Origin of the sequence: Psychrobacter sp. NC44 (assembly GCF_904846655.1) — a bacterium.
Classification (GTDB): Bacteria; Pseudomonadota; Gammaproteobacteria; order Pseudomonadales; family Moraxellaceae; genus Psychrobacter.
Genome location: NZ_CAJHBN010000011.1, coordinates 17,300 through 38,706, shown reverse-complemented (window position 1 = coordinate 38,706; position 21,407 = coordinate 17,300). Strand labels below are relative to the sequence as shown.

Annotated in this window: 18 protein-coding genes; 5 read left to right on the top strand and 13 right to left on the bottom strand. The window is 43.0% G+C overall.

Annotated elements, in window-relative coordinates; genetic code table 11:
* Positions 1–67 precede the first annotated feature (67 nt).
* A complete protein-coding gene (locus JMX95_RS09295) occupies positions 68–796 on the top strand; it encodes a hypothetical protein (protein ID WP_201560652.1) in 729 nt (242 codons plus the stop codon).
* A 113-nt stretch (positions 797–909) separates the two neighbouring features.
* Here JMX95_RS09295 and JMX95_RS09290 read toward each other — a convergent pair whose 3' ends face one another.
* Positions 910–1,638 (bottom strand): CHAP domain-containing protein, encoded by a 729-nt coding sequence (locus tag JMX95_RS09290; protein WP_045444182.1) that lies wholly within the window; start codon positions 1,636–1,638, stop codon positions 910–912.
* A gap of 262 nt (positions 1,639–1,900) precedes the next feature.
* Between JMX95_RS09290 and JMX95_RS09285 the strand changes: the two genes are divergently transcribed.
* The gene (locus tag JMX95_RS09285) at positions 1,901–2,407 is read left to right on the top strand and encodes a hypothetical protein (RefSeq protein ID WP_201560651.1); all 507 of its coding nucleotides are present in this window, start codon (positions 1,901–1,903) and stop codon (positions 2,405–2,407) included.
* A gap of 298 nt (positions 2,408–2,705) precedes the next feature.
* Here JMX95_RS09285 and lpxC read toward each other — a convergent pair whose 3' ends face one another.
* The 12 genes from lpxC to JMX95_RS09225 all read right to left on the bottom strand — a co-directional run bounded on the left by lpxC (position 2,706) and on the right by JMX95_RS09225 (position 18,172).
* Positions 2,706–3,623 carry a UDP-3-O-acyl-N-acetylglucosamine deacetylase gene (lpxC, locus tag JMX95_RS09280; protein ID WP_055124715.1) on the bottom strand — a complete coding sequence of 306 codons (918 nt, stop codon included), beginning with the start codon at positions 3,621–3,623 and terminating at the stop codon, positions 2,706–2,708.
* Positions 3,624–3,996: 373 nt separating this feature from the next.
* The gene (gene ftsZ, locus JMX95_RS09275) at positions 3,997–5,202 is read right to left on the bottom strand and encodes a cell division protein FtsZ (protein WP_045454113.1); all 1,206 of its coding nucleotides are present in this window, start codon (positions 5,200–5,202) and stop codon (positions 3,997–3,999) included.
* Positions 5,203–5,437: 235 nt separating this feature from the next.
* Positions 5,438–6,730, bottom strand: coding sequence for a cell division protein FtsA (gene ftsA, locus JMX95_RS09270; protein WP_198329470.1), 1,293 nt, complete (start codon positions 6,728–6,730; stop codon positions 5,438–5,440).
* Positions 6,731–6,892: 162 nt separating this feature from the next.
* Positions 6,893–7,687, bottom strand: coding sequence for a cell division protein FtsQ/DivIB (locus JMX95_RS09265; protein WP_201560650.1), 795 nt, complete (start codon positions 7,685–7,687; stop codon positions 6,893–6,895).
* Positions 7,688–8,231: 544 nt separating this feature from the next.
* On the bottom strand, positions 8,232–9,239 hold the full coding sequence (locus tag JMX95_RS09260) for a D-alanine--D-alanine ligase (RefSeq protein ID WP_201560649.1): 1,008 nt from the start codon (positions 9,237–9,239) through the stop codon (positions 8,232–8,234).
* Positions 9,240–9,265: 26 nt separating this feature from the next.
* The gene (gene murC / locus JMX95_RS09255) at positions 9,266–10,705 is read right to left on the bottom strand and encodes a UDP-N-acetylmuramate--L-alanine ligase (RefSeq protein WP_201560648.1); all 1,440 of its coding nucleotides are present in this window, start codon (positions 10,703–10,705) and stop codon (positions 9,266–9,268) included.
* Between the two features lie 83 nt (positions 10,706–10,788).
* Positions 10,789–11,874 (bottom strand): undecaprenyldiphospho-muramoylpentapeptide beta-N-acetylglucosaminyltransferase, encoded by a 1,086-nt coding sequence (gene murG / locus JMX95_RS09250; protein ID WP_201560647.1) that lies wholly within the window; start codon positions 11,872–11,874, stop codon positions 10,789–10,791.
* Between the two features lie 338 nt (positions 11,875–12,212).
* Positions 12,213–13,196: a glutathione synthase gene (gshB, locus tag JMX95_RS09245; protein WP_193012501.1), complete on the bottom strand. Its 984-nt coding sequence runs from the start codon at positions 13,194–13,196 to the stop codon at positions 12,213–12,215.
* Between the two features lie 58 nt (positions 13,197–13,254).
* The gene (gene pyrE / locus JMX95_RS09240; RefSeq protein WP_372886432.1) at positions 13,255–13,977 is read right to left on the bottom strand and encodes an orotate phosphoribosyltransferase; all 723 of its coding nucleotides are present in this window, start codon (positions 13,975–13,977) and stop codon (positions 13,255–13,257) included.
* A gap of 61 nt (positions 13,978–14,038) precedes the next feature.
* Positions 14,039–15,037, bottom strand: a complete 999-nt coding sequence (locus tag JMX95_RS09235) for a hypothetical protein (RefSeq protein WP_201560646.1) — start codon at positions 15,035–15,037, stop codon at positions 14,039–14,041.
* 72 nt (positions 15,038–15,109) lie between these two features.
* Positions 15,110–15,946 (bottom strand): SDR family oxidoreductase, encoded by an 837-nt coding sequence (locus JMX95_RS09230; protein WP_201560645.1) that lies wholly within the window; start codon positions 15,944–15,946, stop codon positions 15,110–15,112.
* A 123-nt stretch (positions 15,947–16,069) separates the two neighbouring features.
* Positions 16,070–18,172 (bottom strand): DUF4105 domain-containing protein, encoded by a 2,103-nt coding sequence (locus JMX95_RS09225; protein WP_201560644.1) that lies wholly within the window; start codon positions 18,170–18,172, stop codon positions 16,070–16,072.
* A gap of 273 nt (positions 18,173–18,445) precedes the next feature.
* On the opposite strand from JMX95_RS09225, the gene ampD reads away from it, so the two are divergent.
* The 3 genes from ampD to murJ all read left to right on the top strand — a co-directional run bounded on the left by ampD (position 18,446) and on the right by murJ (position 21,306).
* Entirely contained in the window at positions 18,446–19,030 is a 585-nt protein-coding gene (ampD, locus tag JMX95_RS09220; RefSeq protein ID WP_201560643.1) for a 1,6-anhydro-N-acetylmuramyl-L-alanine amidase AmpD, read from the top strand.
* Positions 19,031–19,078: 48 nt separating this feature from the next.
* Complete coding sequence (locus tag JMX95_RS09215) at positions 19,079–19,597, top strand: hypothetical protein (RefSeq protein WP_201560642.1); 519 nt, start codon at positions 19,079–19,081, stop codon at positions 19,595–19,597.
* Positions 19,598–19,755: 158 nt separating this feature from the next.
* Positions 19,756–21,306 (top strand): murein biosynthesis integral membrane protein MurJ, encoded by a 1,551-nt coding sequence (gene murJ, locus JMX95_RS09210; protein WP_201560641.1) that lies wholly within the window; start codon positions 19,756–19,758, stop codon positions 21,304–21,306.
* Positions 21,307–21,407 lie beyond the last annotated feature (101 nt).

Here is a 21,407-nt window from a genome sequence, read left to right as displayed (position 1 = left end):
TAGCTCGCTTAGTCGGTACAATTTTTCTTATCGTTACTTCTATATTTTCATTGTCGGGTCTTAAATTATGAATCAATCATTCAATCTCTATGTGGCCACCGAAACCATAGTAAATGATGCGCAGCAACTGGGTGTAACAGTGGATGAGTTGCAGCGCATCTGTATGAATGTGCGTGCTCAGATTATTCGACAGCCATCACTATACTTACAGCTAACCTATCAACTCACCCTGCCCAACCAAATGCTAGCAAAGCAGCTAAACTGGTCAATGTGGCAGCAAGCGCAAGTAAAATTCGATGATTACTTGTGGGAAGAGACTTGCCTTGAGTGTTTTATCGCTGGTCGTCTAATCGATGATAAAAATCTAACGAATGCTCAAAAGGCAACGCCCTATATCGAGATTAATGCCAATCCAGACGGTCGTTACGCGCTATATCAATTTGAGAGCTATCGTAATCCTGCCACCTTACCGCCAACACCCTTATATGCAGCTGATGGACAAGCGCGCGCGTCTATTAATTGGATAAACAATGTAAAGCCAACATTAAGGTACGTGGAGAATCCTTTATTTAATGATCCATCACTAGCAAATAAACCTCATCATTATGAGCGAAGCTTTAATGTACCAGTAATCCAACTACCCAATCAGCAGTACGCCATCGCTAATACTGTGATTGAGCAAATACATCCTTGTGTTATTTTATGGTTTGGTGAGATTGCTTTATATTTTGCCCCAAACCACGCCTCCCCGCCTGACTTTCACAATCGTAGCCACTGGTCGAAATTTGAGCTTTAACTCTACTTTTAACTTAAGCATCACAACTCAAAGCGCAAAAAAAACCAGCAACGCTATAAAGGCATTACTGGGTTTGGAGAAAACTTTTAACTTAGGCTACATCTAACTGGCTATTATTTGTCAGCCATCGCGAGGTAAATACCACGGTCTGATGCATCATCGACATATTGCGAATCACGCCATGTCGTATAGCTGTAAGTGCCACTGTATGGGCTAATGCTGTTTTGGCGGAAATCAGATACCCAATCGTTACCATCAAAGATCTGGATATGACCATGTGGACGGTTTGACGTACGATTATAGACAACGACGTCACCCACTTGTGGCTGCATATCATTACTGATCTTGGTAAAACCTGCTTGAGCAAGTGTGCCGCGAGAGGCATACTGATAAGCTGAAGGGTTAGGCGTAAATTCGTAACCTGCTGATTGTAGCGCTTTACGTACATAGCGAGCACAGTAGCCAGAGCTTCTAGATAACGCTACTCGCGATGCACTTGCCGCTGCAATCGCAGGAGCAGAATTGCGATCAGGAGCGCGGCTTGATTGCTGCTGACGCTGCTCATAAGACAAACGGCTGGTAAGCGAAGCAAGCTGGTATTCTTTTTGCTTGGCATGCGCACTTAAATTATCAATGGCTTGACTGATCTCATCATTGCTATATACATGAGCACCACTGTTAGTGCTATAGATATTGCGGCTAGAACCGTAGTTCGCAGAAGCAGAGATATTAGTGATGGTATGACTCAAGGTATTATTTGGTTGAAAGGTTGTTTCGACAGCACCACTTGTCTGTGCTATACCCATTCCCAATACTGACAAAATTAATAAAGCTTGTTTCATAAATTTACTACCTATTGTTAATACAAGACCGCTCGTCATCCGTGACAAAGCATCAATTAGTTTAGAGGAGATGATCATTACAAAACATGATAAAATCCTTATTAAAACAGCCCACTATTCTTTCTGTAGTGACTAATGCTGGTATTATCTGTTAATACCATATTCCGCTTAGTTCACTATCTCGCAAATCGTTCAATATCAATTGCTTTTAGCATGTCAATTATGAATATCGATTTTGTCACCTATTAGATGAGTCATCACGATGTCAAAAAAACAGCCAAATCGGCTTGCCCAACTTATCGACCATCAAGCTTTTGCTGGTAGCGCACTACCCCGAACGCTTGCTGACAATATGCGGCTATACATAGAAGCGACCAACGAGGTAAAAGAGCTATTGGTAGATTGTCTACCTGAAGAAATTCTTAATACCTGTTGGGTCGTAGGCCTCACCTCCGAGCAATTAATACTCAGTGTGGGCTCAATGACTGCTGCCAATCATATTCGCTATTTGCAGAGCGCTTATTTGCAAGTCTTAACAGAGCAGTCAATTACATTTAAACAACTCAAGCAAATTCGCGTCGTCGTAGCTAAAAATTCAGCTGATAATCATTCATCTAAACAACTATCAGCAACTTTGTCAAAATCTAGTAAAGCCAATGAAAATCAGGCTCTTAGCCAAAACACAAAGCGGACTATATCACAGGCCGCAGAGCATGTCACCACTGATGAAAATCTCAAAAAAGCACTTTTACGTCTGGCAAATCATTGAAATTATTAATGTTACTATGTAAAGTTGTGTAAACAAAACCGTAAAAATCAGCTGATAACGCTGCGATTTTGTAATGACGCAAACAAAAAAAATCACCTGCTAGCTCCGTTCACATTATGAACGTCACCAACAGATGATTGAAAAACTATCCACAGCTTTGATATTCTCTACTCTAGAGCAGAATTGTTAAAATAATCTAAACAATACATTCAAAAAAACGAATATTATTAGAATGTAATTACTGCCGGATTATGTAATATTGCGTAAATGTTTCGATACTTCGTGTATATTCCTGTATTCATCCTTCAACAGTCAAACCTTCGAGAGGCAAATACTGAATTGGGCACGTTACATTGTCATCAAAAGTTACAATTTCAAAATTATTATGGTCAGATAGTATCTCACGTACCAATAAATTGTTTAACGCGTGACCAGATTTATAAGCATTAAAGCGACCCAAAATCGGATAGCCAATCAAATACAAATCACCTAAAGCATCCAAAATTTTATGGCGAACGAACTCATCATTAAAACGCAAGCCTTCTTCGTTAAGAATATTTGCCTCATCAATAACAATAGCATTATCCATACTGCCTCCTAACGCCAAATTATTCTGACGTAAGGCTTCTATGTCTCGTAAAAACCCAAAAGTACGGGCTGAACTCAATTGCTCAATGAAGTTTTGCGTCGAAAACTGCAACTGGGCATGCTGAAAATCTTTGTCGATAGCAGGATGATCAAAATCAATCTCAAAATTTAGCTCAAACCCTTCATAAGGACGCAGTTCTGCCCATTTATCATCCACTTTTACTCTTACAGGTCTGACGATTTTTATAAACTTCTTTAAAGCGTCTTGCTCGCAGAATCCTGCGTCAAGCAGCAACGCTACAAAAGGAGCGGCACTACCATCCATAATCGGTATCTCTGAGGCCGATACACGAATTAAAAGGTTATCCACGCCAAGTCCTGCAATGGCACTAAGCAAATGCTCGACCGTCCCCACACGTGTGCCACCAAACACTAGGTTTGACGACATCATAGTGTCTTGTACTAAAAAAGCACTGGCTGGAATCGGCTGACTGCCTTCGATATCAGAACGCTCGAAAACAATACCTGTATCAATAGGTTGCGGATGAAACTCTAAGTCAACAGGCTGACCACTATGGAGACCAATACCTGTAACAGCAATAGCAGTTTTTATGGTTCTTTGGTTCATGGCTGTCTTCTCACATATTTTGTTACAATTGCCATAGTGTATCATTACCCGCCCCTAGTTCGCCATAGTTAAAACTCGCTAATTTCCTTATCTCCTTGATTGATAACACTTATCGTCAATAAATTTTGATGGTTCTCATGTCTTATTGATCACATTGCCTCTGTTAAAACAGGGAAATAACAGCCAAATGTTACAATCATAAATTGTTTTATACGCCTATTTATTAATGATTATTTTCGCATCGAGAGGCGACTCTTATAAATAGAGCGCACTCATAGCTGAATCAGTTTGCTAATATATGGACATTTTCTATAGGCACAAAAAAGCCAGCAACTTAGTACTGGCTTTTTTTGAATCTAAAAATCTGAAAATATTATTTATTTTGTTGACGTTTTAGATAGTCTTGAATGCTATTGGTTTTGGTTTTCGCCTGCTCTTGAGGCGCGCTTGAGCGAGTAGCACTAGCCGTTTCTTGATACATCTGAGCTTGCGATTGCTTCTGGCTGTTTAAAGCACTGGTATGCACGTTAGGGTCAACAGGCTGAGTACTATTGACAGAAGGAACTGGTGCCTCGACTACTTCTGGCTCTTGCCCAGCGTTTTCATCTAACGTCAAACCCGTTGCAATAACAGTGACATGTAAGTCATCACCCATTTTTTCATCAATCACTGAACCATAGAAAATATGAGCATCGTCAATATCTGTAATTTCTTCGACAATAACACTGATTTTGCTCATCTCATCTAATGAGAGTGATTCAGAAGAAATCACGTTAACTAATAGACCTTTTGCATTTTCTAAACGCAAGTCATCAAGTAATGGTGATCTGATGGCTTTCTCAGTTGCTTGACGCGCACGATCATCGCCGCTAGCACGACCAATACCCATCATCGCATGACCTTTGGCAGTCATAGCAGTGCGGATATCGTTAAAGTCGATATTGATCATACCTTCACTAGCGATAGTTTCAGCAATACCTTGAACCGCATGTAACAACACATCGTCCGCTTTTTTAAAGGCATCTTGCATAGAAATATTGCCATAGACACTCATCAACTTATCATTCGGAATCGTAATGATAGAATCAACAAAGTTAGTCAATTGCTCAATACCAGCTTTAGCAGCCTTGATACGTTTGCCACCTTCAAACTTAAATGGCGTAGTGACGACGGCAACTGTCAACACTTCCATTTCTTTAGCAATACGAGCAACCACAGGCGCTGCACCCGTACCCGTACCACCGCCCATACCAGCAGTAATGAACACCATGTCTGAATGTTCGAGTAATGCACGGATGGCTTCTTCTTCGCTCTCTGCTGCTTCACGCCCAACTTCTGGGTTCGCCCCTGCGCCCAAACCGCGATTCGTTTTTGCGCCAAGTTGCAATTTATGCGGTGCAGTTAAACGATCAAGCGCTTGTTTATCCGTATTAGCACAGACGAACGTTACACCTCTAATCCCTTGTTGTACCATATGTTCAACCGCATTACCGCCACCACCACCAACACCGAATACAGTGAAGCTTGCTTGGCCGTTATTTTGAGGCTGGTTATCATCTGGCATGGTGTATTTTGACATAAAAAGGTTTCTCCAGTTGCAGATAGCGTGATGGTCGATACTTGGTAACACACTTATATGGCGCGCTATCGACTTACTATATATAATTGTATTTAAATAAAACAGGGCAATGGCTTAGATAATTGTGCTAGCCAAAATATGCCAGTATAGTACAGGGTGTTACTTTTCGTATTCTTGCCTATTATATAGCTGCATACTCTTATGCTGCTTAATATAAGTATGTTTTGCTAACAGATTATAATATCTTTTTGAGTACACTAGCAAAACGCTGCCCTGCACTTTGAAAAACACCAGTGACTCGATTTTTTTGAATCGCTTCAGGCTCGCTTTTTTCACTACGGCGAAACTGCTCGCTTTGACTATATAATAGTGTACCAAATGCCGTTTGATAAGCACGATCATTTACTTGACTGTTTAGCTGCTTAAATGACTCATCATTATCAAAATGATTATGAGCACTAATAGCAGGATGAGTATTGGTTAATACTACGGGCATTTTGAGTAATTTTTTGGTAAAGGGTATCATACCTTTAATCGCCGTACCGCCACCTGTAAGCACGATACCTTTGTCGATATAACCGATGAGATCGGCCTCATGTAATTGACGAGCAACTTCCGTAAATATCTGCACATAGCGCGCTTCAATAATACGGGCTAGATTATAGATACCAATATTAATCTCGTCACCTGTTCCTTGTGGTTTAAAGATAAAGAATGAGCTAGGATCCACACTATTAACATCGACAGTACCATGGGTTTTTTTCAGCTTTTCAGCTTCAATCATGGAGATACCAAAATCAGCTGAGATATCCATCGTTACTTCGTGGCTGCCTGTCGCGATACAATGGGTAAATATGAGCTTGTTTTCTTTATAAACGCAAATACTGGTCGTACTAGCACCAATATCTACCAAACAGACCCCTTGCTGGCGCTCGTCACTCATCAAACTATATTCAGCACTCGTTACTGCATCAAATACAATGTGGTCAATACCAACATCACAGCTTTGCAGTAATTTTTGGATATTCTGACGACTAGCAACGGGCATCATCATCATGTGATACATCACAGTAATATTATGCGCCATCATTTCGATCGCATCATCCACCATGAAATCTTGATCATCAACATAGATACCCTGCTGACAGCAATGCATTAGATAGTAGTCTGATGATAGATCGCGTGATTTGGCATTAGACAACGCCTGCACCATATCTTTGGCACGTACCGCCTCATCTTCTACACGTACCTCGCCTGCACTATTTTTACTCGATAATTCCGGTGTCGCTAAGGTCAACCACACACTATGCACGCGGCAATTGGCAGTATCTTCTGCTTCTTGAATGGCTTGTTTAATAGCACCTTGTAGACGTTCACGGTGTTTTATTTGACCTTGGTAAAAATCGCTATTTTTGACTTGTCCCACGCCCAGAATACGGATGTCTTTTGCAGAGACAACGTTACCAATGACGACATAGACTGCCGTGGCACTTAGATGGACAACAACCAGATTTTCAGTATTTTTCATGGTACCAGACAAATTATCGCTAAACAGGAGACCAAATGACGTCTCCATTAGATCATTAAAAAAAGCGTTATCAACACGCTATGATGTTGTATATTCTGTGCTAAAAACTATCAAAATAGCTCAAACTAAAATGCTAACCAGTTTTTTTTATGCTATCTATCGTTATTTTGCTTCATCAATCTTTGGCTGTGCCATATCCCAAGCGATGGTAAAACCATTTTTATAGCGCAAATCTACAGACTGTATTTCGCCTCGACGCTCACTTAACTGATTGCCGAGCAGCTGACTTAAACTCAGCAGCTTTTGCGCAGTATTCTCGTTATCAACAATCACACGCAGTCCATTGTCAAAACGAATCAACCAAGTCATTCTTGGTGACAGAATAATATCTTCGACTTGCATACCAAGTGGCGCATACCAGTCGTTAACTTGCTGCATCTGCTGCATGATAACTGGGGCTTGCGTTATCTCACCTTGTAAGGTGGCGAAGCGTTCTTGCGTCAGATCTTTACTATCAGCAGGGACAAAAACCGCACCTTTTGCATCCACCAAACGCTCTGTACCAAAATTAGCAACCGCTTGCTTAGGTAATGCGGTAACGACTATGCCCCGTTGCCAATCGCGAGAAATACTGACCTGATCAACCCAAGCCATACCCGTCGTAATATCTCTTAACGCTTGCAAATCAGAGGTAAAAAAGCTACTTACCTTTTGTTGATTCATAACCTGTTGCAATGCGCGATATTGGGTAACGGTCAAACCCTGATTATTCACATGGATAGAAGCTGGCGGTGCATCACGCAACGCTTTTCCACCCATTATCAATATCAGTACGAGCAACCCTAGTACCAATACCATAAAAAAATATTTGAGCGAAGTCGGTACTTGGAACTTAGAGTTTGGGCGACGGGTTTTATCACTCATCAAGTCAGTTACCTCGTTGACAGTTTGAGCCATAACGACCTTTGTCCCTATATTTGCATAAAACTGATCATGCTATTTATAAATGTAAATCTGCATATTTTTGCAGAGGCCTATTAAGTTGACATATTATCAAAATATTTTACTAAAACGATTTATAGGATGACATTATGCTCATTTAAACGTAACATTTTTCTTAATTTATGAATAACTTATGGGCTAAATTCATAGAAAACAGAAATATCACTAAAACAGACCTATAATTACAATATTAACGTATTTTATGGTTAAACAATAGCTTAACCCCTACTAGTGACAACGAATTTACACAAGTTTACATGACGCTGTGGTATAGCAGCTCTAGTGATACATTAACCCGTTCTCGTCTACTAGTATTCTTAGGCTATAAGAAAAATTCAAATCTAATGATTCATAAGTTTTATCACTGGTTTATTAAGACAGCCTATCAATGACAACTGTATCAATAAATATCAATAGCATTATGAGCAATATTAAAGAATGAACAATATTAAAAAGTAGCATTGCTAAATCACTGTTTAAGCAATGACTGCTATACCAGTCACTCTAATGTCTGCGCTAAAATATGCCAGCACAATGCATCAAAGTCCATGCCTCGAGCCTTGGCTGCCATCGGAACCAAGCTATGGCTGGTCATGCCTGGTACCGTATTGATTTCAAGCAACCAGAAGTTGCCTGCTTCATCTTGCATAGCATCGATGCGTCCCCAGCCTTTGGCATCAACGGCACGGAACGCTGCAAGGCTCAAATCTTGTAAATGCTTTTCATCAGCAGCGCTCAGACCACAGGGAATGTAGTAACTGGTATCATTACGATTGTACTTGGCTTCAAAATCGTAGAAGTTGGTAATATCAGCAGGTTCAAGACGAATGACTGGATAAGCTTCATCGTCGATAATGACAATCGTGAACTCACGACCAGTGATCCAGCGCTCAGCCATGACCGCATCACCGCACTGTACCGCCGTTGCATAAGCCGCTGGCAACTCGTCCAGATTGTTGACCTTAGTCATACCAATACTCGATCCTTCATGAACGGGCTTGATAATAAGTGGTAGACCTAGCATGTTGACCACTTGCTGCCAGTCAGTCTCAGCTGTTAACAATGAAAATGGCGCGGTTGCTAACCCACAACCTTGCCACAATTGCTTGGTACGAACCTTATCCATACCCAGCGCTGATGCCAGAATGCCTGAACCTGTCTGTGGAATATCAAACCATTGCAGCACACCTTGTAACAAACCATCTTCGCCGCCGCGACCATGCAACACGTTAAACACGCGGTCATACTCACGTAGCTCTGTGATGTCTTGATGCTTAGGGTCGAAATGAGTGGCATCAACGCCTTGGTTTTGTAGCGCCTGCAATACGGCAGCGCCACTGTCTAACGACACGCTGCGTTCATTGCTACTGCCACCATAGACAACCGCCACTTTACCAAACTGTCTGGCATCTTTTGCATCACTGGTCGTCGTGTTTAGAGTGGCATCATTGCTATCTAAATTATCTGAATTTTGAGTGCTGGTATTTTCTTTAGTATCAGTCGTCATGAAGATCGTTCCTAGAATTTTTTAGCTTACTTAATGTAAAGGTTATTGGCAGCCAAGTCGACAGCGATCTGCCCTACATTACCTGCACCTTGAGTAATGAGCATGTCATTGGCTTTTAATAAACGCTGCATGACAGGAGCTAAATTGTCCTTGTCAATAATCGTCGGTTCAACTTCACCGCGCAACCGAATACTACGTGCCAATGACTTGGTATCAGCGCCAGTAATTGGGCTTTCACCTGCTGAATATACGTCTAATAATAATAATTCATCAACGCTGGAGAGTACTTCGACAAAATCATCGAAGCAATCGCGGGTACGACTATAACGGTGCGGCTGAAACATCATTACCAAACGACGTTCAGGGAAACTTTGACGCGCCGCTTTAATGGTGGCATCGACTTCTTTTGGGTGATGACCATAATCGTCAATCAATAAAACATTACCCTCATCAAGGCTGACAGAGGCATGCTGCTCAAAACGGCGACCAACGCCTTCAAATTTTTGTAGAGCGCGTTTGATCGCTTCGTCATCGACCCCTTCATCGGTCGCCATGGTGATAGCGGCAAGCGCATTGTAAACGTTGTGAGTACCAGGAATGTTGAGGGTCAAACGTAAAGGTTCACGGTCACGGCGCAGTACCGTGAAGTGAGTTTTCGTGCCTTCCGTTACCAAGTCGATGGCTTGAACGTCGTTAAAAGGCTCAAGTCCAAAAGTCAGTACGGGACGACCAATATCATCAATCATGGCATACAATTCTGGGTCGTCACCGCAGACCACCGCCAAACCGTAGAACGGCATGTTTTGTAAAAACTGAATATAAGCGGCTTTTAATTTATCAAAATTATTCTCATACGTTTCCATATGGTCTTGATCGATATTGGTGACAATCGCGGCCATCGGATGTAACGATAAAAACGACGCATCAGACTCATCGGCTTCTGCCACCAAGAAACGACTGCTACCCAGCGCAGCATTTTTACCAGATGCATTCAACTTACCGCCAATCACGTAGGTAGGATCGAGTTGACCTTCTGCCATCATGGTAGTCAACAAACTGGTCGTCGTGGTTTTGCCATGAGCACCAGCCACAGCGATACCATGACGATAACGCATCAACTCGCCCAGCATATCGGCACGGCGAACCACTGGCAAACGCGCTTCTAGTGCCGCTTTTACTTCAGGGTTGCTGCGATCAATCGCTGACGATACAACGATGACATCAGCATTGGCAATATTTTTGGAGTCATGACCGATCGCAATATCAATACCAATCTGTGCCAAACGTTTGGTCACTAAGCTCTCAGCAATATCAGAACCACTTACTTGATAACCTTGATTGTTCATCACCTCCGCGATACCGCACATCCCCGAGCCACCAATACCGACAAAATGCAAATGCTGAATACGACGCATTTCTGGTATTTCAATCAAACGCTTAGGTAGAGCTTTCGCAGGGTTAGACATAGGGCTTCTCTTTATCAAAGGCTAATAAAATTTAGTGTATCAAAATAATTGGTAATAAAAACAGTCAGCTATAAGAATATAGGCTACAGCGTTTGCCAGATAATATCAGCAACTTGCTTGCTCGCACTTCGATTGGCAAGGGCATGGCCTTTTTTGGACATCGCTAGGCACTTCTCTCGATTAAGGGCAGCAAGCTCATTGCTCAAACGCTGTGCTGTCAACTCAGACTGCGGTAACAAAATCGCCGCATCGTGTGAGGTTAAAGTGCGGGCATTAGCAGTCTGATGGTCATCTACCGCATGCGGCAGCGGTACAAAAATTGCGGCAATACCAACGTTCTGGATTTCCGTAACCGTCAATGCGCCTGCTCGGCAAACAATAACATCTGCCCAATTATAAGCGGCGGCCATATCGTCGATAAAAGGCTGTACCACAAACTTGTGCATACTCAAGTCTTGCTCATCGTAAGCCGCTTGTGTGGCAGCCTCATTGTTACGCCCGCATTGATGACGCACTTCAAAAGGCTGGTTGAGCAATGCCAGCGCTTTTGGCACAGTGTCGTTTAAGGCTTGTGCACCAAGTGAGCCACCCACCACCAACAATTTTAGCGGTGAGTTGTCATTAACATCATAACGCACCGTCGGTTCAGAAACACCAGTGATGGCATTGCGTACTGGGTTACCCACCGTTTCAAGCTTAGCATCCTGTGCACTATTGGCAAAGGTATCCTCAAATGCTTGCAGCACCTTTGTTGCAATCTTGGATAGATAGCGATTACTCATGCCTGCAATGGCATTTTGTTCATGGATAATCAGAGGCGTATTGGTCAGACGTGCGGCGATGCCGCCAGGCGCTGTCACATAACCACCGAAACCGACAACTATGTCAATTTGATTACTACGAATCACCTTTATAACTGCCATCATCGCTGACAATAAAGTCACTGGCAACTTCAATAAACGCCCGATTCCTTTACCGCGTAAACCCTGCATCTCAATCGCATGAAAAGGATAACCAGTCGGTGCAACCAAGCCATTTTCCATACCATTTGGCGTTCCTAGCCAATGAATAACCGCACCACGCTGAGTCAATTCCTCAGCCACTGCCAGCGCTGGGAACACGTGCCCGCCAGTACCGGCGGCCATCATTAATATATGCGGTGCTTTCATGAACGCCTGCCTATCTTTTCTTTATTTATATGAAGGACTTATTATCCTATGATCATCTTAGTCATCAGCCAATAATGACCCTATAAAATCTCGCATAGTATAGTGTAAATCGTTGGCTGATATATAGCACTTTATGCACTGTCAATAACAAAAATCCAAGCCGCGAGCAATCACGACTTGGCTTTTATAAATACTATCGAAAAATCATAAAAGCATCGTTTATAAATGACGTTTTATCGCCTTTTTATGCGCTATGAAAAGATGCTGTTTATCAATCTATCTTAGCACAGTGTTTTTTAAGTATTGTGCGCATAGCTTAGTGATAAATCACTCTATCCTTACAGCGTTGCGCAAACTGCTACTTTATTCTCAATGGCGATGATAAAATCGGTCGCAATATCTGTACCGCATTGATCATCAATCTCACGTACACACGTTGGGCTGGTGACATTAATCTCGGTAATACGACCGCCGATTAAATCGAGCCCGACGAACATGAGACCTTTTTCTTTAACAATCGGGGCGACGACTTGGGCCACTTGACGTTCGACATCGGTGAGCGGCATCGCAACACCGCTACCACCCGCCGCAAGATTACCACGGGTCTCGCCTTTGGTAGGAATACGCGCCAAGCTATAATCGACCACTTCACCATCAACGATCAACACGCGCTTATCACCTTCCTTAATCTCTGGCAAATAGCGCTGCGCCATAATCGGCAAGGTTTCAAGCTCAGTTAAAATCTCAAGCGTGACGCCGATATTTGGACTATCTGCGGTCAAACGGAAAATCCCCGTACCGCCCATACCATCTAATGGCTTAACAATGACGTCTTGCTGCTCAGCGATAAACTTGCGAATATGCGCCTGTTTACTGGTCACAATCGTTGGGCTCATATAATCGCTAAACCACGTGGCAAATAGCTTTTCATTACAATCACGTATCGCTTGTGGGTCATTGACCACTAGCACGCCTGCAGCTTTGGCATGATCAAGCATATAAGTGGCATAAATAAAACGCATGTCAAACGGCGGATCTTTACGCATCAACACCACGTCATAGTCGCTGATTGGCGCTGTCGCTTTATCCCCTAATGTATAAAAATCTTTAGGATCACGCTTGACGGTCACTGACTGCGTATCAACCATCAGTTGCCCACGATCCAACCACAAATCATGAATCTGACAATAGCCAAGGCTGTGCCCACGGTCTTGTGCCGACCACATCATCGCAAGGGTCGTGTCTTTTTTATAATTAACTTGCTCGATAGGATCCATAATAACGAGTATATTTAACGATTTTTTTTGATTTTCTTGGTTCATAATAAGGCTCACTTACGTTATATTATTAATGTAGAACAGCTTCGAACTCAGTGCCCAACTATACGCCGTACTGCGCGCGATAATGTTGCATCTTGGCAAGTTGGGTCGCGTCTTTATGCTGACCGCTTTGTACGCCATGGTCATCTGCCAAATAACTGATTAAATCATCGATATCGACGAGTGCACGCACTGGTACCTCTAATGTCGACGCCAACTCTTGAATAGCAGAATGCTCAGCCTGACCCTTTTCTTTACGGTCAAGGGCAACGATAATACCAGCAACGCTAGCGCCCGCTTGCTCTAAAATCTCAACCACTTCGCGCATCGCCGTACCAGCGGTAATGACATCATCGAGTACCCAGACTGCTTTACCACTAACGTCAGCGCCTACTAAGTTGCCACCTTCGCCATGAGTTTTGGCTTCTTTACGATTATAGCCCCACTTGGCATTGATACCATGATGAATCCATAAGGCTTGCGCGGTTGCTGCCACAAAAGGAATACCCTTATACGCTGCCCCAAATATCACCAGCTCCTGCTCATCTGTACCGTTATGACTAGCAGCCATTTGCTCAGCCAAGGCATCAGCATAACCACACGCGAGCAACGACAACATCTCACCCGATGCCAGCAAGCCTGCATTAAAAAAATACGGACTGATGCGACCAGACTTGAGGACAAACTCGCCAAATTTGAGAACTTGATTGTCTAAAGCCAGTTGGATAAATTGATGTGAGGAGAAAGAAGGGTGTTGCGCATTAGGCATTGAGGCATTAAGCATGGAAGCGTTCCTATTGACAAAAAGAAGAGCAAAAAATTGGCGTTATTGTACGCATTATTGATCAGCTTGACCAACCATTGATGTCGTAATCCTGCATGTTAGGATAACGAGTCAATAGGCCACTGCGCGATGAGAGATTAAAATAACACTGACCGTCATCACTCACTTGTATCTCCCAACCTAAATGATACGCGGCAACAATAACATGTCCTGTAAAAATGCGTATTTGACGGTAGGCATGGCGCTGCGATGGCTCACAAATGATTTGACTCAGCAGATAACTGCGTATGTGCTGACAGATTTGCGCGGCGCTGTAGCGGTGATTGATACTTTTGCGTGTCTCGCACTGCCTCAATGCATGAACAGCAACGCTACACGCCATAATATCAGTAGCCAAACTGCCCTCGCCTGTCTCAAATTGCTGCGGCTGCAACACCACCTGCCAATCTTCGGCGTAAACACTGTTGAGCAACTCATCTGGGTTATAACGTTTGGTCAATGCACGGAAAGAAGTCTGTTTGTTTTTAGCATTACTACTAACGCTCGTATCGGTACTTACAGAAGAGCCATTCAGTATAAAACCGTAACGATGCAGTTTTGGATAAGCACGAAGCGCCTGCTGAATATCAGCCATGTCGAGCAAAGTCATACCACTTAATGATGCTAATAATGGTTGCGCGCTGTGATTGTGATAAAAGCTGTCTGGAAACTCGACAAGCTCTGCTGCTCGCAGTAATGACAGATGCTCGCCCAATACTTCTGAAGCAATCAGCGACCATTTTGACAAGCTGTGTTCTTTAGGCTGATAAAAACGCGCAGAGCGACCATAGAGTCGTTGCAATTGACCATTTAAGCGCCTAGCAGGCTCTGGAATATCGCTCAAGGGTCTGGCAGGATCAAGTGCCAAGCGACTCGGGTCAAAATTAGGATGTACAATCGCAGGTTGGGTACTATCTGGCAAGATAGACGACTGCTCAGCATTGCCTTCTGAAATTGTACCGCCTACTGCTGTAATATCAGTACTGGGTAAATGAGTGTCAGAAGTAGAAGGCTGGGTCATGAAATCTCCATAAGCTATAAAATATAAAAATAATTCTAATTAAATCAAACTGGCATATTACTCTTAATGTTGTTATTGATGACGCAAAATATCACGGTAACCGACTTGCCAATCAGGATATGCCAACCAAGCTAATGGAATATTACTGTGCAAGCGTTTTCCCGTAACCGCTGCTTTTTCATTGTCAAGAGCAGGAGGCGTTTCATTGATCTGCTGACTTAACCAAACGCCCAACTCAAAAGTCGTAACTGGCGAATAATCAGTAGCAATATAAAGGGGTTTGGGCGCATCGATAGTCAGTACGTTAGCGATGATAGCGACCAAATCGCGATCCATAATCCGATTGCTCCAATGCGTCGCTGCCACTGCTTCCTTTTGTGGCTCGCGGGCTTTACGCAGACGCATGAGACGCGCGCGTCCATAAATACCGCTTGGACGAATAATAATGGCTTTATCATCAAAGCCTTGTTGCAGGACTTGTTCTGCTTGCAATATCACCTGCGATGCTTCACGCTCTGGCGTCACAGGTGCAGTATTGTCATCAATCCATTCGCCATTATCTTGCCCATAAACACCCGTTGATGAAATAAAAACAATGCGTGAAAGGTTGGTGAGTTTGTCCGCAAGCGTTGCCAAATGTTGGCTAATTGCTAAGTAGCTATTATGATAGCCACTGGTCGAATAATCATCGGGGGTAACGATAATTGCTATCGCCGTAAAATCTTGCAGCTGCTCAGCCGTCAGAGTCAATGCATCGGCTTGCATAAATTCAGCGTTATCATCCAAAGAGTAATGATGGCGCTCACCACGAGCCAAACCTGTGACATTTAAGCCGTCCTGTGCCAGCTGGTTGCTGACTGGCAAACCAATATCACCTTGACCAATAATCAATAAATTTTGCGTACTCATCATTTATCCTTTATTCGAACGACATTTCTAATGACTGCCCATACATCTTTTCAATAATCTATACATCTTTTCAATAATCTATACATCTTTTCAATAATCTATACATCTTTTCAGTAATAAATGTTAAAAATAGCGTCTGTACGACAGCTGTACGTCTTCATTGGCATCAACACGATCTTGCCATTCGTAGTTGGCATTAATGCGTAATGCTTGTTTTTTATCAATATCATACTGCAGCCCTAATGTCGATATCAGCTGCCAATAATGACCACGGGCATTAGACTCATCGCTGCTGCCATGATACCAATATGGCAGTTGCAATTCAGCCTGCGCGCGTAACTGATTGTTAATCTGATAACGACAACCTGCATTCACGCCTGCACCAACCCGAAAACCTTTATTGATACCACGCCCTGCTTGCGCTGTGCCGGACAAAAAGGTATAACATAGCTGCGGCGGCATCTCGCCTGTACCTGTGCGAGGCGTACCAAATGCCCATGACCAACCTGATTCATAGCCCAAGCTCCCAACTAAATGATCGCGACCGTCTTGCTGGGAGCCATCATTCACACGCGTCGCCTCGATGCTGGCGCCCCACGTTTTGCCTTTTTTGGCAGAATTGACCGGATTAAATGAGCGCCCACGAATCAATGTCACATTTTGCAAAACCACACTGTTTGGCTGATTGGCTTTGTCATTATCGGTGTCGTACAGGCGCAAAGTCGCAGATGCGCCTTCTAAGTCAAAAAATTGTGGAAATCCTGAGGGACGATCGAGGGTGTCATGGTAGCCCGCTCGTAAGCCCAAATCGATATAGTTATTATCACCGCGCTGCCCTAGCCCCATATGAGCCAGTTGCAGCGGATGTCTGTCTATTGGATTGTTATCTGATACTGCTATATTAGGCTGCAATAACGTCTGTCCATCAGCTGACATGCTCGAAACCCTATTGAGTTGGGCAGATTTAATCTCATTGATCGTCTGTTTTGCGCTGTTGTGATAGCCGAATTGCTCGCGCTGCTCTTTGACCTTATTCAACTGCGCTTGGCGTAAAGTGCTATCGGCAGGAGTATAGTTGGTGCTGGCAAGCAAGCCCTCATCATCAAGCAACTGCACGACATCTGAGGGAATAACCGCATAAGGCAGCTGACTCAATAAATGCTGCTGCGGGCGTACCACGTCAATTAAGCGTAAAATCTCAGACGCACAGTTATCTGTGGTGAAGTAATACGGCAATTTTAAATCTTTGGTTTCCCAAACGTGCAACATAATCTGCTGCACTTCCGCTGGAGTCAAATCCAATTGATACGTCCATGCATCACGCTCGTCTTCTTGCAGATATTTCGCCAGCTTCTCTGGATAAGGGTCAATTTCAATGAGATTGTCATAACCGCCAGTCATTGATTTGATGGCATACACCACAAAATTGTCTTTTGGATTACCACCAACCGTATAATTCAGCGCAACCGCGTGATGAATCTGGCTCGGATCAGCCACGCTCGCTTTTGAGTCGATACGTAATAAAGTATGAGCAAAGGCTGAAATAGGATTGTCCAAATACTCTTGGGCAAACATGATGGATAGCTGCTCAGGGGCAATCTTCTGCATCCATTCATTCAATTTGGGACAGTCAACTTGTAGCGCCGTTTTATCAATGTTTAATGTATCGGTCAACCATTGTGAACGCGCTGGAAAACGACATAATACCGAACTATTGGCAGTATTTTTTTTGACAATACGATTATTCGTTGTCGCTACCTCATTAGCGAGGGCGACGAGTAACACATCAAGCTCGGCAGCTGAATCATGCTGTCCATTCTCACTTAAAAAAAAGTCAGCCTCATCAACCATGCTGGTGTCTTTTTTCTTACCAATCAAATTCTTTTGATCATCAAAAAAATATAATAAACGTCGCCATGTCGTATCTTGGGCTAAATTTTGTGTTGCTGCTTGCTCACGCCACTTGGCTAATAATTGCTCAGCGTTGCTTTTTTCTAGCCCTTGGGTATTTTCTGGAGCGTCATTATCTGGCGTATTATTAGCAATTGCAGTAGCTTGCGGCGTAGACGCTAATACCCCTGTCGTTACTAATGATGCTGGTGTTGGCAAAAAAGCTTGCGTTTGTGCAGAGAGTAGCAATCCTGCAATAGCAAGTGGTAAACGCGCTCGTTGACTCATAGTAGTTAGGGTACAATCTACAGATAAAAAATTAGGCTTTAGAGACATAGGGTAAACCTCGCACGTTATTATTCATACGCCGATAGCGTGATTGATGGCTGGTTGATAATGCCGATTGGACCGTCCACTAAAATAACCTCAAAAGCCATATACGAGCTAGATCATTGAAATATCTTAGTCAAAGTGGCTGTTATCAAAGTTGTTACTATCAAAACTACTGTTATCAAGGTAGCTACTGTCAGAATGGCTATTAATTGATAGAAATGGCTAGCAACCAGCGGTCAATGCCCACTTATTAATATCATGATAAAAGAGAATATTATGTCCATAACACCAATAACGATTAACGATGGCAGATTATCTGCAGCCACATACCTTGCATCACCAAACTGCAATCTGCGACCAACAGATATGGGTATTGATACTATTGTTATTCATAATATCAGCCTACCGCCGAACGAGTTCGGAGCATCTGATGCTGACGGCATCCATTACGTTAAAGCATTATTTACCAATCAGCTAGACTGGGCGGCGCATCCCTATTTTCAAACGATTAAAGGCGCGGAGGTTTCGGCTCACTTATTCATCGAGCGTGATGGCACGATTACTCAGTTTGTCAATTTTAATGAGCGCGCGTGGCATGCTGGACGCTCTAGCTATTTGGGTCGCCCTGAATGTAATGATTATAGCATCGGTATTGAGCTTGAAGGGTCTGATTTTGTGTCCTTCACCGCCGCACAATATGAGGTACTTGCAAAAGTGGTCTGTGCCATTTATGCCGCCTATCCCAAAACTCGTCGTCATCTAACAGGTCATAGCGATATTGCCCCTGGTCGCAAAACGGATCCCGGTGATTATTTTGAATGGGCAAGATTGCGTGAGATGGTCGCCGCTCTATTAAAATAAAAAGACTCACTCAACTTTAATAATTATTGACCATTGACTGGAGATATTATGACTTGGATTGAAGTGGTCGATTCAGCAGTGAAAATAGGTTTGGGCGCATTGATAGCAGGCGTTATTGCTTTTCTATTATCTTCAACACAACATCGTAATGAGCTTAAAAAAGCTAAAATAGAACGCGAGTTTGAGATGTTAAAAGAAGTTGCAGAAAAAGTAGAGAATTTTAATAATATTGCTTTAAGGTATTGGTCACTTTCTTCTGATTGGCGTAGAAGATTACTACTAGATAGTACGATCTTACCATCTAGCAACCTATTAGATTCTCAAAATGATTTATACGATAGCTTTAGCGAACTGACCAAAGCAGAATCATTACTACTACTATTCGGTTATGACGAAGCTTCCGTCTCATTGAGATCATATGGTGAAACAGTTATATCCTTTAGAAAGAGAGTATCGTCTTTAGATATATTTTTTGATGAAAGTGATGCAGCTAGCTACAGAGAATCTATGATTGATAAGCGGGCTGAGCTATTTAAGATATTAAACAAAATTTATAAAATGATTTAATGTAAGAAACCTCAGTTTTCCAAATGTCATATTCCACATCCAATCCATTTATCTCGATTATGAAAATGCTATAATTCGTCAGCTTTTTGATAGCAGCAACTTAGTAGACAACCATCAGTAAACAACCTTCATTAAACAAATTAGCACAATAGGTTCTCATGGCAAAAAGTCGGTTATTTCGTTCAACCATGGTGGTCAGTAGTATGACCATGCTATCTCGTATCTTAGGTCTGGTACGCGATGTCGTATTGTTAGGCGTCTTTGGCGCTGGTGGTCTGATGGATGCCTTTTTGGTCGCCTTCAAAATTCCAAACTTTTTGCGGCGTTTGTTTGCAGAAGGTGCTTTTAGTCAAGCCTTCGTCCCTGTGCTATCTGAATACAAAGAAAAATATAGTTTGCAGCAGGTACAAATCTTAGTCAGTCGTACTTCAGGCGCTCTGTTGTTAATTTTGTCGATGCTTACTGTGGTTGTTATTTTAATGGCACCTTGGGTCGTGACTTTATTCGCGCCTGGTTTTGCTGATCAACCAGGTAAATTTGCTATTACCGCTGAATTACTGCGTCTGACCTTTCCTTATTTGCTATTTATTTCTATGACCGCCTTTGCCAGTGGCATTTTACAAAGCTACGGACGCTTTGCTGCGCCTGCCTTTGCACCCGTGTTATTGAACTTGTGTATGATTGGCGGCGCGCTAATTTTTGCTCCTATGTTCGATATTCCTATCATGGCACTAGGCTATGCAGTCGCTATCGCAGGATTGTTGCAATTCTTACTACAGCTGCCGCAGCTATGGCAACAAAAGCTACTGGTCGCACCCAAGATCGATTTTCAGCATGAAGGCGTTCGCCGTATTTTAAAACTCATGCTGCCTGCTATCTTTGGCGTCTCAGTCACTCAGATTAATCTGCTGCTCAATACCATTTTTGCCTCATTGATGATTGGCGGCTCGGTTTCTTGGCTTTATGCCGCAGAGCGTATGAGTGAGCTGCCGTTAGGCTTGATTGGCGTGGCAATCGGTACAGTCATTTTGCCAAGCTTGTCAAAAAGTGAGGCGCAAAAAGACGATGTTAGTTTTAAAAAGACCATCGATTGGGCGGCACGCTTAATCATTTTAGTCGGTGTTCCTGCATCAGCAGCGTTGTTTATACTTGCCGATGTACTGATGCAAGCACTATTTTTACGCGGTGAATTTACCTTACGCGATGCGCAGATGAGTTCGCTCGCATTACGTAGTATGGCTGGTGGTATTTTAGGCTTTATGCTTATTAAAATCTTTGCCCCTGCTTTTTTTGCCCGTCAAGATACCAGAACACCTGTAAAAATCGGTATCATTTCTGTCTTTGCCAACATGATTTTTAGTGTCATTTTCATCGGTATATTTTATTTCTTAGAGATTCCACTACATGGCGGCTTGGCCTTAGCAACCACGGGCGCGGCCTTTGTTAACGCCGGCTTATTATATTACTTCTTACATAAACGTGATATTTTCCGCTTTGGCAGTCATTGGAAAAAACTATTCACCCAGTTTGCGATTGCGACCAGCGCTATGATTGGCGTACTTTATGTCATGCTGCCTTACTTCCCTAGCGATGATGCGCAGTGGCGACGTATCGCCGCTTTGCTCATTATGTGTGCCGTGGGAGCACTGGTTTATGGCGTGGTATTACTAGCCACTGGTTTCCGTCCTCGCCAGCTAAAGCATGGTTAAGCAGCTTCACTTACGAAACCAAAACAAGCTTAGTAAGAGAATGGATAGTGAATGACGCGGATAGTTGCCATAATTAACCATTAACGAATAAATGAAATCTG

Bases quoted from the DNA above. Each gene is read 5' to 3' on its own strand.
- JMX95_RS09295 (WP_201560652.1), top strand. From the start codon at position 68: ATGAATCAATCATTCAATCTCTATGTGGCCACCGAAACCATAGTAAAT.
- JMX95_RS09235 (WP_201560646.1), bottom strand. From the start codon at position 15,037: ATGACCCAGCCTTCTACTTCTGACACTCATTTACCCAGTACTGATATT.
- gshB (WP_193012501.1), bottom strand. From the start codon at position 13,196: ATGAACCAAGAAAATCAAAAAAAATCGTTAAATATACTCGTTATTATG.
- murC (WP_201560648.1), bottom strand. From the start codon at position 10,705: ATGTCTAACCCTGCGAAAGCTCTACCTAAGCGTTTGATTGAAATACCA.
- murJ (WP_201560641.1), top strand. From the start codon at position 19,756: ATGGCAAAAAGTCGGTTATTTCGTTCAACCATGGTGGTCAGTAGTATG.
- pyrE (WP_372886432.1), bottom strand. From the start codon at position 13,977: ATGCTTAATGCCTCAATGCCTAATGCGCAACACCCTTCTTTCTCCTCA.
- JMX95_RS09265 (WP_201560650.1), bottom strand. From the start codon at position 7,687: ATGGCTCAAACTGTCAACGAGGTAACTGACTTGATGAGTGATAAAACC.
- JMX95_RS09230 (WP_201560645.1), bottom strand. From the start codon at position 15,946: ATGAGTACGCAAAATTTATTGATTATTGGTCAAGGTGATATTGGTTTG.
- JMX95_RS09225 (WP_201560644.1), bottom strand. From the start codon at position 18,172: ATGTCTCTAAAGCCTAATTTTTTATCTGTAGATTGTACCCTAACTACT.
- JMX95_RS09260 (WP_201560649.1), bottom strand. From the start codon at position 9,239: ATGACGACTGATACTAAAGAAAATACCAGCACTCAAAATTCAGATAAT.
- murG (WP_201560647.1), bottom strand. From the start codon at position 11,874: ATGAAAGCACCGCATATATTAATGATGGCCGCCGGTACTGGCGGGCAC.
- lpxC (WP_055124715.1), bottom strand. From the start codon at position 3,623: ATGAACCAAAGAACCATAAAAACTGCTATTGCTGTTACAGGTATTGGT.
- ampD (WP_201560643.1), top strand. From the start codon at position 18,446: ATGTCCATAACACCAATAACGATTAACGATGGCAGATTATCTGCAGCC.
- ftsA (WP_198329470.1), bottom strand. From the start codon at position 6,730: ATGAAAAATACTGAAAATCTGGTTGTTGTCCATCTAAGTGCCACGGCA.
- JMX95_RS09215 (WP_201560642.1), top strand. From the start codon at position 19,079: ATGACTTGGATTGAAGTGGTCGATTCAGCAGTGAAAATAGGTTTGGGC.
- ftsZ (WP_045454113.1), bottom strand. From the start codon at position 5,202: ATGTCAAAATACACCATGCCAGATGATAACCAGCCTCAAAATAACGGC.
- JMX95_RS09285 (WP_201560651.1), top strand. From the start codon at position 1,901: ATGTCAAAAAAACAGCCAAATCGGCTTGCCCAACTTATCGACCATCAA.
- JMX95_RS09290 (WP_045444182.1), bottom strand. From the start codon at position 1,638: ATGAAACAAGCTTTATTAATTTTGTCAGTATTGGGAATGGGTATAGCA.